Annotated in this window: 11 protein-coding genes; 9 read left to right on the forward strand and 2 right to left on the reverse strand. The window is 66.4% G+C overall.

The window, feature by feature from the left end:
• Window positions 1-48: 48 nt before the first annotated feature.
• The 7 genes from VJ897_RS13295 (at window position 49) to VJ897_RS13325 (ending at window position 7,284) form a co-directional block, all read left to right on the forward strand.
• On the forward strand, window positions 49-1,035 hold the full coding sequence (locus tag VJ897_RS13295) for a hypothetical protein (RefSeq protein ID WP_324056179.1): 987 nt from the start codon (window positions 49-51) through the stop codon (window positions 1,033-1,035).
• Window positions 1,010-3,136: a methylmalonyl-CoA mutase gene (gene scpA / locus VJ897_RS13300; protein ID WP_324056180.1), complete on the forward strand. Its 2,127-nt coding sequence runs from the start codon at window positions 1,010-1,012 to the stop codon at window positions 3,134-3,136. The genes VJ897_RS13295 and scpA overlap by 26 nt, the downstream gene beginning before the upstream one ends.
• A 252-nt stretch (window positions 3,137-3,388) precedes the next feature.
• Entirely contained in the window at window positions 3,389-3,892 is a 504-nt protein-coding gene (locus VJ897_RS13305; protein ID WP_324056181.1) for a type III secretion system chaperone family protein, read from the forward strand.
• Window positions 3,893-3,979: 87 nt separating this feature from the next.
• A complete protein-coding gene (proC, locus tag VJ897_RS13310) occupies window positions 3,980-4,798 on the forward strand; it encodes a pyrroline-5-carboxylate reductase (protein ID WP_324056182.1) in 819 nt (272 codons plus the stop codon).
• Entirely contained in the window at window positions 4,788-5,129 is a 342-nt protein-coding gene (locus tag VJ897_RS13315; RefSeq protein WP_324056183.1) for a tRNA-binding protein, read from the forward strand. The genes proC and VJ897_RS13315 overlap by 11 nt, the downstream gene beginning before the upstream one ends.
• Complete coding sequence (locus VJ897_RS13320; protein WP_324056215.1) at window positions 5,126-6,073, forward strand: 2-hydroxyacid dehydrogenase; 948 nt, start codon at window positions 5,126-5,128, stop codon at window positions 6,071-6,073. Before VJ897_RS13315 ends, VJ897_RS13320 begins: the two co-directional genes overlap by 4 nt.
• A gap of 35 nt (window positions 6,074-6,108) precedes the next feature.
• The gene (locus tag VJ897_RS13325; protein ID WP_324056184.1) at window positions 6,109-7,284 is read left to right on the forward strand and encodes a hypothetical protein; all 1,176 of its coding nucleotides are present in this window, start codon (window positions 6,109-6,111) and stop codon (window positions 7,282-7,284) included.
• 27 nt (window positions 7,285-7,311) lie between these two features.
• Here VJ897_RS13325 and VJ897_RS13330 read toward each other — a convergent pair whose 3' ends face one another.
• Window positions 7,312-7,908, reverse strand: a complete 597-nt coding sequence (locus VJ897_RS13330) for a thymidine kinase (protein WP_324056185.1) — start codon at window positions 7,906-7,908, stop codon at window positions 7,312-7,314.
• Between the two features lie 362 nt (window positions 7,909-8,270).
• On the opposite strand from VJ897_RS13330, the gene VJ897_RS13335 reads away from it, so the two are divergent.
• Window positions 8,271-8,723, forward strand: coding sequence for a hypothetical protein (locus VJ897_RS13335; RefSeq protein ID WP_324056186.1), 453 nt, complete (start codon window positions 8,271-8,273; stop codon window positions 8,721-8,723).
• Window positions 8,724-8,786: 63 nt separating this feature from the next.
• On the opposite strand, the gene VJ897_RS13340 is transcribed toward VJ897_RS13335, so the two are convergent.
• Window positions 8,787-9,905, reverse strand: coding sequence for a beta-ketoacyl-ACP synthase III (locus tag VJ897_RS13340; protein WP_324056187.1), 1,119 nt, complete (start codon window positions 9,903-9,905; stop codon window positions 8,787-8,789).
• 146 nt (window positions 9,906-10,051) lie between these two features.
• Here VJ897_RS13340 and VJ897_RS13345 point away from each other — a divergent pair, with 146 nt between their 5' ends.
• Window positions 10,052-10,825, forward strand: coding sequence for a polysaccharide lyase family 20 protein (locus VJ897_RS13345; RefSeq protein WP_324056188.1), 774 nt, complete (start codon window positions 10,052-10,054; stop codon window positions 10,823-10,825).
• Window positions 10,826-10,844 lie beyond the last annotated feature (19 nt).

Genomic DNA, 10,844 nt, shown 5'->3' on the forward strand with positions numbered 1-10,844 from the left:
GCGCCGAGGGTATGTCTGGTCCGCGACACGAAAAGAGGACCAAGGCACATGGACATTCTGCTGCACCTGGGCGCCCATCGCACGGCAACCACCGGATACCAGGCGTTTCTCTGGGCCAACCGGGCGGGTCTGGCCGCGGCCGGGCTGACACCCTGGACCCCGCGACGCACCCGCGACGGGCTGCTTGACGGGCTGATCCGCCATCCCATGCGCGTCACGATGGAGGATGATCGCCGCGGCCAGCGCTCGGTCGGGCGGTTGCGGATGGAACTGGCCCGGCTCGAACGCGCCGACCAGTCGGCCCTGCTGATCTCGGAGGAGAACCTGCTGGGCACAATGATGAATAACATCGAGGATCGTGGGCTCTATTCCTTCCTGCTGGACCGGATGGCGCGCTATGCGCCCGCATTCGACGGGCGGGGCCTGCATGTCGGGCTCGGCATCCGCGACTACGCGGACTACTGGACATCCTGCCTGGGGTTCGCCATCCGCTGGGGCCATCCCGCGCCGGACCGGGCGTTGCTGGACTGCCTGGTCACGCAGCCGCGCCGCTGGCGCCACCTGGTGCGCGAGATTGCAACGGTCTTTCCCGCCGCCCGCATCACGGTCTGGACGCATGAGGTGATGGCGGGCCGGGCCCGGGATGTCACCGCCGCGCTCTGGGGGCGGGGTTTGCCCGCCGGATTGGACGACCCCTGCGACTGGCATAACCGCGGTCCAGGCATCGACGGGGTGATCAAGACGCTGGCCCTGCGAGGCGAGGCGCTGCCCGAGGCCGCCGCGCGCCACAGCGCCGGGCGCTGGATGCCCTTCGACGAGGACCAACGCGCCGTCCTGCATGCCCAATACCGCCGCGACCTGGCCTGGCTGACCGCCGGGGCCGAGGGGCTGGCGACCTATATCGACGGGCGGGAAACGCCCGCGACGACGGACAGGCCCGGTGACCCGGGCCGGAGGAATCTTCGCGTGGTGCCGGGCAGCGGCCCCACGCCAACCGGAGGACTGAAAGATGGGATCGAAAAAGGAGTGGGCTGACCGCGCCGTCAAGGAACTGCGTGGCCGCCCGCTGGACGACCTGACGTGGAAGACGCTGGAGGGCATAGACGTCGAGGCGCTCTATACCGAAGAGGACACCCGCGACCTGCCGCATATGGGCACCCTGCCGGGCGAGGCGCCCTTCACCCGCGGCGTGCGGTCGACGATGTATGCCGGCCGTCCCTGGACGATCCGGCAATACGCCGGGTTTTCCACGGCCGAGGAATCCAACGCATTCTATCGCAAGAACCTGGCCGCGGGGCAGCAGGGGGTTTCCGTCGCCTTCGACCTGGCCACCCACCGCGGGTATGACAGCGACCACCCCCGTGTCGAGGGTGACGTGGGCAAGGCGGGCGTCGCCATCGACAGCGTCGAGGACATGAAGGTGCTGTTCGAAGGTATCCCGCTGGACGAGGTCAGCGTGTCGATGACAATGAACGGCGCGGTGATCCCGGTATTGGCCAGTTTCATCGTCGCGGGCGAGGAACAGGGCCACGACAAGTCGGTTCTGGCCGGGACCATCCAGAACGACATCCTCAAGGAATTCATGGTCCGCAACACCTATATCTACCCGCCCGAGCCCAGCATGCGGATCGTGTCGGATATCATCGAATATACCAGCGCCGAGATGCCGCGTTTCAACTCGATCTCGATCTCGGGCTACCACATGCAGGAGGCCGGCGCGAACCTGGTTCAGGAACTGGCCTTCACCCTGGCTGACGGGCGCGAATATGTCCGTGCCGCGATCGATGCCGGCATGGATGTGGACAAGTTCGCCCCGCGGCTGTCCTTCTTCTTTGCCATCGGCATGAACTTCTTCATGGAAGCCGCGAAACTGCGCGCGGCCCGCACCCTGTGGCACCGGATCATGACCGAGTTGGGCGCCGAAGCCGAGAAGTCCAAGATGCTGCGCACCCATTGCCAGACCTCGGGCGTCAGCTTGCAGGAACAGGACCCCTATAACAACGTCGTGCGCACCGCCTACGAGGCGATGAGCGCGGTGCTGGGCGGCACCCAGTCGCTGCACACCAACGCGCTGGACGAGGCCATCGCGCTGCCCACGGAGTTCAGCGCGCGCATTGCCCGCAACACCCAGTTGATCCTGCAGGAGGAAACCGGCGTGACGAACGTGGTCGATCCGCTTGCGGGTTCATACTACGTGGAGAAGTTGACCCATGACCTGGCCGAGCAGGCCTGGGCGCTGATGGAGGAGGTCGAGGAGATGGGCGGCATGACCAAGGCCGTTGCGAGCGGTATGCCCAAGCTGCGCATCGAGGAGACCGCCGCGACCCGCCAGGCCATGATCGACCGGGGTGACGAGGTCATCGTCGGGGTCAACAAGTATCGCAAGGACCACGAGGACCCGATCGACATTCGTGACGTGGACAACGCCAAGGTCCGCGACTCGCAGGTTGCGGCGCTGGCGCGCATTCGCGACGGCCGCGACCAGACGGCCTGCGACGCTGCGCTCGCGGAGTTGACCCGCCGCGCCCAAGAGGAAGGCAACCTGCTGGAGGCCGCGGTGGAGGCCGCACGCGCCCGCGCAACCGTCGGAGAGATCAGCATGGCGATGGAAAAGGAATTCGGGCGCCACCGGGCCGAGGTGAAGACGCTCGCCGGCGTCTATGGCGCCGCCTACGAAGGTGACGCGGACTTTGCCGCCATCCAGGAGGCGGTCAATGCCTTTGCCGCCGAGGAGGGCCGCCGTCCCCGGATGCTCGTGGTCAAGATGGGCCAGGACGGGCACGACCGCGGCGCCAAGGTCATCGCCACGGCCTTTGCCGATATCGGCTTCGACGTGGATGTCGGCCCGCTGTTCCAGACCCCCGAGGAGGCCGCGCAGGACGCGGTGGACAACGATGTCCACGTCATCGGTATCAGCAGCCAGGCGGCGGGCCACAAGACACTCGCGCCGCGGCTGATCGAGGCGCTCAAGGCGGCGGAGGCCGAGGACATCATCGTGATCTGCGGCGGCGTGATCCCGCAACAGGACTACGAATTCCTGACCAAGGCCGGGGTCAAGGCGATCTTCGGGCCGGGCACCAACATCCCCGAGGCGGCCAAGGACATCCTGCGCCTGGTCCGGGCGGCACGGGGGTAGGTGGCCGGGGCGGCCCCGCCGGCGTGCGCCGAGCGTGCCCGCCCGGCCCGTTGCCCTTTCGCGTAGCGGCTGTCGCGCGACGGCCGGTTTCGCGGGGCATTTTCGGTTATCCCCAAGAAAGTGCTTTACAGATTACCCTGCCAGGGCCCACCATATCTTGTAAGGGATCTGGCAAAAGACCGCTGTCCCTAGAGCAGGCAGCTAGTATTGGGGGCTCTGCCAGGCCCCGCCGCTAGCAGGACAGGAGGCCCCATGGCACTGACTGAGCAGTTCCCCGACTCCGCAGAGATACATCCCATCGACCTTGTCGAGCACATCGCCGAACATCACGACTGGGAGTTCGACCGGATCGCCGATGACCAGATCGCCATGGCGGTCGAGGGCCAATGGCGGACCTATTCGATCACCCTTGCTTGGTCGGTCTACGACCAGACGCTGCGTCTGATCTGCACCTTCGAGATGGAGCCGCCCGAGGATCGCGTCCCCGCGCTCTACGAGGCGCTCAATCGTGTCAACGACATGTGCTGGGCGGGGGCCTTCACCTATTGGGCCGAACAGAAGTTGATGGTGTATCGCTACGGCCTGGTGCTGGCGGGGGACCAGATCGCCAGCCCCGAGCAGATCGACACGATGATTTCCGCCGCCGTGCTGAGCGCGGAACGCTACTACCCGGCCTTCCAACTCGTCACCTGGGCCGAGCGCGCGCCGGCCGATGCCATCCAGGTCGCCATCGCCGAAGCCTACGGTACCGCCTGACCGGTGCGCGGGGCCGGGCTGGACCTCGCCCGGTCTTGAACCCCCGCCGACCTGTCCCTAACACTTCGGGAAAGACAGGGGGAACGCATGGACATGACAGAAATCGAACGCCGGGGCATGGTCCTGCTGGGCTGCGGCAAGATGGGATCGGCCATGCTGGCGGGCTGGCTGGCCGGTGGATTGCCGTCGTCGGCTGTCTGGGTGATCGACCCCAATCCGTCTGACTGGCTGCGCGCGCAGGGCGTGCATCTTAACACGGATCTCCCCCGGGACCCGGCGGTGGCACTTGTCGCGGTCAAGCCGCAGATGATGGGCGATGCGCTGCCCGCCATGCGGGCGCTGGGCAACGGGTCGACCGTGGTGCTTTCGGTTGCCGCGGGCACGCCGATCTCGGCTTTCGAGGATGCGCTGGGCGACCGCACCCCGGTGATACGCGCGATGCCCAACACCCCCGCCGCGGTGGGGCGGGGGATCACCGCCATCGTCGGCAACACCCACGCCAGCAGCGCCCAGATGGACCTGGCCCAGGCGCTGCTTTCGGCGGTGGGGCAGGTGGTGCGACTGGAGGATGAGAACCAGATGCACGCTGTCACGGCGGTCAGCGGCTCGGGTCCGGCCTATGTCTTTCACCTCATCGAGACGCTGGCGGCGGCGGGCGAGTCCGAGGGGCTGCCCGCCGACCTGGCCCTGCGGCTGGCCAAGGCCACGGTTGGCGGGGCCGGGCACCTGGCCGAAGCGGCCGAGGAGGCCCCCGGCCAGCTTCGGGTGAACGTGACATCGCCGGGCGGAACCACGCAGGCGGCGCTTGAGGTCCTGATGGCGGAGGACACCGGGTTCCCGCCGCTTCTGCGCCGGGCGGTAAAGGCCGCGGCGGAGCGCAGCAAGGAGCTGGCCGATGGCCGATGAAATCACGATCGAGGATTTTCTGAAGGTTGATATTCGCGTGGGCCGCGTGACGCGGGCAGACCCCTTTCCCGAAGCGCGCAATCCGGCCATCAAGCTCTGGGTGGACTTCGGCGACGAGATCGGTGAACGCAAGACCAGCGCCCGGATCACCGACCACTATGCGCCCGGCGACCTGCCCGGCAAGCAGGTCATTGCCGTGGTGAACTTTCCCCCCCGCCAGATCGGCAAGTTCATGTCCGAGGTGCTGGTCCTGGGCCTGCATGATGCGGATGGGGGCGTGGTCCTGCTGTCGCCGGACAGGGATGTTCCGCAAGGAGCCAGGATGTGTTGAAACTGTTGATCACCCGACCCATTGCCCAACCGGTTCTGGATCAGGCCCGGGCGCGCTTTGACGTGACCCTGGGCGAGGCGCCGCTGTCCGAAGAGGAGGCATCATCGGCGCTGACGGCCTACGACGCGATCCTGCCGACCCTTGGCGATGCCTTCACCGCCGCGGCATTCGACAGGGCCGGAACACCAAGGACGAGGATCTTGGGCAATTTCGGGGTCGGCTACAATCACATCGACGTGGCCGCGGCGGCGGCGGCGGGGGTGGTCGTGACCAACACCCCCGATGTCCTGACGGATGCGACGGCCGATATCGGCTGGACCCTGATCCTGGCCGCCGCCCGTCGCGCGGGCGAGGGCGAGCGTCTGGTCCGGGCCGGTCAATGGGGTGGCTTCGGGCCGCAATCCCTGCTGGGCACGCATGTCACGGGCAAAGTGCTGGGCGTGGTCGGCATGGGTCGGATCGGGCAGGCCGTGGCGAGGCGCGGGCACCACGGATTCGGGATGGACGTGATCTATTTCAACCGCTCTGAAAAGGACGCGGGCCTTCCTGCGCGGCAGGTCGATACACTGCGAGACCTCATGGTGCAGGCCGATTTCGTCGTCGTGACCGTGCCCGGCGGGGCCCGGACGACCAAGCTGATCGACGCGGATGCGCTGGCGGCAATGAAGCCCGGCGGGATCTTCGTGAACATCTCGCGCGGCGAGGTGGTGGACGAGGTGGCGCTGATCGACGCCCTGGAGCGCGGTGCGATCGCCGGCGCGGGGCTGGATGTCTACGAGGCCGAACCGCATGTGCCGGAACGGCTGCGGGCGCTGGAAAACTGTGTCCTGCTGCCACATCTGGGCTCGGCCACGGTGGAGACGCGGCAGGCCATGGGCCAGATGGCGCTGGACAATATCATTTCTTTTGCCGAGGGCCGCGACCCCCGGCAGCGGGTGAATTGATCCGCCCCGATCCCCCCGGAGACACTCGGACCGGGGTGCGGGATAATCGGCATGCGGACAAGACGCCGGTCCTGTCCAGGGCACGGCTTGGACGTCATGTTCTGGATGGCCTTCTCTTCATCAGCTTTCTGTCGATTTCGCTTGGCGTCCTCGCGGATTACCAGGAAGGCGGGAACAGTTGGAAACAGGGTGACTGGCTGATCAACAACGCCGGCACGCCGGTCAGGCGGGGGCCATTCGGGTCGATGGTCCTGTTCGTTGGTGATCTTCTGGGGGCCAGCCCCCTGGCGGTCATCTGCATCATCCAGGTGCTGGTCCTGGCGATGCTGTTCCTCGCGTTGCGCGCCCTGGTTGCCCGGGCGGGGCCTGTTCGCGTCCAGGCGCTGCTGTTGTTGTCGCCGGCCATGTTCACCGTCTTCTGGGCCACTGATCCGCAGGGCGCCGTCCGAAAGGAGTTGCTGGCCTTCGCGGGGCTGGCGCTTGTCGGTCTTGGGGCGCTGCGGGTCGACCGGGCCGCGCTTTGGCTCGGGGTGGCCGTCTTTTGCATCAGCACCCTGGCCCACGAGGCGATGGTTCTCTTTCTTCCCATGCTACTTGCGATCCTCGTCGTGTCCGGGCTGCACGAGAGCGCACCCCGACAGGCCATTGCAGCCGGTGTCATCGCGATCTGCGCTTCGGCCGGGGCCTTCCTGTTCGCGCTTGGTCACGTTCAAGTGGCCGATCCGGGCGTGGTCTGTGCGCCTTTGCTGGACCGGGGCCTCGATGGGCGGATCTGCGACGGGGCGATCAAATGGCTGGCCAATGACGCGAGGGCGGGGGCCGAGGCGGTGGCTGATCGTCTGACCGCAAGCTCGTTGTCGGGCTTCGCGATTGCTGTGCTGGTCGCGCTGGCGCCTTTTGTCTGCCTGGTCTGGATCGTGACGCGGCGCCTGCTGAGCCTGGTCCTGTTGATCCTCTCGGCGGTGCCATTCATGCCGCTCTATCCGTTTACGGAAGATTGGGGTCGTTGGCTGAGCCTGCATGTCTTTTCAATGGCGGTTCTGCTTGCCTGCGCCATGGCCACCGGCAGGGTCAGGCTGCGCAAGCCGCCGTCACGGTGGCTGGTCGGGGCGCTGGTCGCACTAGCGCTGCTGGTTTCGCCAAGCCACATGATCGGGGTTGCCGGGGCCGGCGCGCGGATCGCCAAGGACATCCTGCCACCGCCGGGGTGACCGGGGATCACCGCCAGGGACGGCGGGTCAGACCAGCGGCGGGGTGTCGTTCTCGGTGGCCTCGCGCCAGTGGCGGCGGCACAGGCTGACGTAACTTTCGTTGCCACCGATCTGCACCTGTTCCCCGCCGGTCAGCACGCGGCCCTCGCCATCCATCCGAACCACCATGGTGGCTTTCTTGCCGCAATGGCAGATCGTGCGGACCTCGCGCATCTCGTCTGCCAGCGCCAGCAGGGCTGCGGACCCGGGAAAGAGCTTGCCCACGAAATCCACCCGCAGCCCGTAGCACATTACCGGCAGGTCGAGATCGTCCACCACCCTTGCCAGTTGCCAGACCTGCGTGTCGGTCAAGAACTGCGCCTCGTCAACGAAGACACAGGCACAGGGCCCCTGTGCCAGACGTGCCTCGATCTTGCGGAACAGGTCATCGCCGGGCGCGAATGTGTCGGCCGGGACCCCGATGCCGATCCGGCTCGCGATGCGGCCCCCGCCCGCACGGGTGTCGAGCTGCGCGGTCAGCAGGTAGGTCTTCATGCCGCGCTCGATATAGTTGTGGCTGGCCTGGAGCAGGACGGTCGACTTGCCCGCGTTCATCGTCGAGTAATTGAAATAGAGCTTGGCCATGGCGCGGTCCCGTTTCGCGGTGAAAAAGGGTCGCGCCGTGTTGTCCCAGAACGGGCGTCTTGTGCAAGGGCAATCCGGGACGGCGGGCGACCGCCGGCCGCCCGAGACGGTCGGTGGCCCTGTTCCGCTACTGTCCGCGCACCTGCGGCCGCGGGGCGGGAAACAGCGGGCCAGGGGCCCGATACGTGGCTTTTGGGCCACGCAAGGATGGGGTCCAGGGCCCCTGACCCTACAGCGCCGGGGCGCTGTCACTCTTACCCTTCCCAACATCGGGATGCCGTTATAATGCAATGGGCCAGATGGGGTATGTATGGGAAAACCCCTGGGGTCTTCCCCGGGGTGCATAACGAGGGCCGATCTGAATGGACAGCGTTGACAACTATCTGAAAAAACACACCGAAGCCTTGGTCAAGGACATCGGTGTGGAACCTGCCTGCGCGCTTGCGGGCAAGTCCAAGGCGACGCTGGGGCGCTACTATTCGGATGCCGAGGAGCACGCCGACCGTTTTATGCCCATCGACGCGGTGGCACGGCTGGAGGCCGCGGCCTCCTACCCCCATGTGACCGCCGCGCTGGCGGAGCTGGGGGGCGGTACGCTCAACTACGATGGCGCAGGCAAGAACACCGAGGGCGGCATCAACTCTGACGTGATCGCCCTGTCGCAGCGCTTTGCCCTGCTGATGGCAGAATACCAGCAATCCATCGAGGATGGCGTCATCTCGGTCAACGAAGCCAAGCGGCTGTTGCGCGAGACGCTTGCGCTGCAAAGGGTGCTGGTCGACATGAAGCTCCACCTGGAAGCGGAAAGTGGCTGACATCGGCAGAATGCCGAACATCCTGCCCCGGAGCCTTGTAGCCGCTTGACCGCGCGGTGCGGGTCAGGCGCGTTCCACGATCACGGAGCCCACTGAATAGCCCGCGCCGAAGGAGCAGATGAGCCCGGTGTCGCCCGCGGCCATGTCGTCCGAATGCTGGGCGAAGGCGATGATGGACCCCGCCGAGGAGGTATTGGCATAGTCCTGCAGGATGTTGGGCTGTTCCTGCGCACTGGGGGTGCGGCCCAGAACCTTCTTGCCGATGTAGTCATTCATGGTCTTGTTGGCTTGGTGCAGCCAAAGCCGTTTCAGGTCAGCGGCCGACACGCCCTCATTCGCCATGTGGTCGGCGATATGGCGCGAGACCAGCGGCAGCACTTCCTTGAAGACCCGGCGGCCCTCCTGCATGAACTGCATGTCGCGGCGATCCTCCATCTGGTCGCGGGTGCGGCGCAGGAAGCCGTCGTTATTGCGGATGTTGTTGGAAAATTGCGTGGCCGCGCGGGTGGACTTGATCTTGAAATGCGGCGTTTGCAGCCCCTCGTCGCGTTCGATCAGCACGGCGGTGCAGACATCGCCGAAGATGAAATGGCAGTCGCGGTCGCGCCATTCCAGGTGGGCCGAGCAGATTTCGGGGTTCACGACCAACGCGCGCCGGATCGTACCCGCGCGGATCATGTCGGTGGCGGCCAGGATACCGAAGGTGGCCGAGGAACAGGCCACGTTCATGTCGAAGGCGAAGCCCCCGGTGCCCAGCAGGTTCTGGATTTCCACGGCAATGGCCGGGTAGGCCCGCTCGTGGTTGGAGGCGGCGCAGAGGACGGCATCGACATCCGTTGCATCGACACCGGCCATGTCCAGTGCCTGCTGGCTGGCGTCCACCGCCATTTCCGCCATCAGGCCGGGGTCGTCATCGGCGCGCGGTGGCAGGTGCGGGAACATGCGGTCGGGGTCGAGCACGCCGGACTTGTTCATCACGTAGCGGCTGCGGATGCCCGATGCCTCTTCGATGAAATCGGAGGAGGAGTGCGGGATGGGCGCGGTGTCACCGGCGACGATCGCCGCGGCGTTGGCCGCGTTCTGCCGGTCGGCATAGGCGTTGAAGGCCGTGACCAGTTCCTCGTTCGAGATGCTCTGGTCCGGGGTGAAAACCCCGGTCCCGGTGATCGCGGCGCTGTGCATGTCTGTCCCCCTTGGTTGGGCGACAAAATGGGCGAAGAGACGGGGTCAAGGCAAGGGTGACGGGGCGTCGAAGGCCCGCGCTTGACAGCGCGGGGCCCCAGGCCACTAATGGAACGGAAATTGAATGAGCGTGGGAAGCCAAGAACATGAAGGGACTTGGAGCGGCCATCGCCGTTTTGCTGGCCGTGACCGGGGCGGGGCAGGTGGCCGCACAGGCCGATATAGACGGCCTGCGCGTTGAACATGCCAATTCACGCAACACGGCGATCACCGTGAATGCATCGGACTATCCGACGCGCAGCGGTCCGACCGCGATGGCATTCCAGGTGGCGCCCGGCCAATGCGCGGGCAACCGCACTTATAACGATTGCGCCAATGGACGTGAACGCGCCGAAATCGTCGATCGCAACCGTATCTCGACCGGGCGGGAATACTGGTATGCGGCGTCCTTCCTGATCCCGCGCGGGGTCGAGGCGATCGACCCGGCGGTGACCGGTCTCATGCAATGGCAGGATACGCGCGGCAGTGGCGAGATCACCCTGGGCTTGTCCTACTACCGCGACGGGATCGAGCTGGTGCAGGACGATCCGACCACGCAGCAGACCGATGATGGCGACCCGCCACGCCCGATGGTGATAAAGTATGTCATTCCCCGTGCGCAGGTGCAGGGGCGGTGGCATGACCTGCGGCTACAGGCGGTCTGGTCCGCCCGGTCGGACGGCCGCATCCGGGTCTGGATCAATGATCGGCTGGTGCACAGCCATGACGGCCCGAACCTGAACCGCGACGTCGCGCCCAGTTTCAAGTTCGGGCTTTATCGCTCCGGCCTTGGCCGGCTCAATGGCGACGCGCCCCGCCAGGTCATCTTCTACGACGACGTGCGCGCGGGCGACAGCCAGGCGGCCGTTACGGTTCAGTAGGGGCCCTTTTCCGGCGCGG

Origin of the sequence: Salibaculum sp., assembly GCF_035270045.1 — a bacterium.
Classification (GTDB): domain Bacteria; phylum Pseudomonadota; class Alphaproteobacteria; order Rhodobacterales; family Rhodobacteraceae; genus Salibaculum.

Bases quoted from the DNA above. Each gene is read 5' to 3' on its own strand.
- VJ897_RS13305 (WP_324056181.1), top strand. From the start codon at position 3,389: ATGGCACTGACTGAGCAGTTCCCCGACTCCGCAGAGATACATCCCATC.
- VJ897_RS13345 (WP_324056188.1), top strand. From the start codon at position 10,052: ATGAAGGGACTTGGAGCGGCCATCGCCGTTTTGCTGGCCGTGACCGGG.
- VJ897_RS13340 (WP_324056187.1), bottom strand. From the start codon at position 9,905: ATGCACAGCGCCGCGATCACCGGGACCGGGGTTTTCACCCCGGACCAG.
- proC (WP_324056182.1), top strand. From the start codon at position 3,980: ATGGACATGACAGAAATCGAACGCCGGGGCATGGTCCTGCTGGGCTGC.
- VJ897_RS13315 (WP_324056183.1), top strand. From the start codon at position 4,788: ATGGCCGATGAAATCACGATCGAGGATTTTCTGAAGGTTGATATTCGC.
- VJ897_RS13295 (WP_324056179.1), top strand. From the start codon at position 49: ATGGACATTCTGCTGCACCTGGGCGCCCATCGCACGGCAACCACCGGA.
- scpA (WP_324056180.1), top strand. From the start codon at position 1,010: ATGGGATCGAAAAAGGAGTGGGCTGACCGCGCCGTCAAGGAACTGCGT.
- VJ897_RS13330 (WP_324056185.1), bottom strand. From the start codon at position 7,908: ATGGCCAAGCTCTATTTCAATTACTCGACGATGAACGCGGGCAAGTCG.
- VJ897_RS13335 (WP_324056186.1), top strand. From the start codon at position 8,271: ATGGACAGCGTTGACAACTATCTGAAAAAACACACCGAAGCCTTGGTC.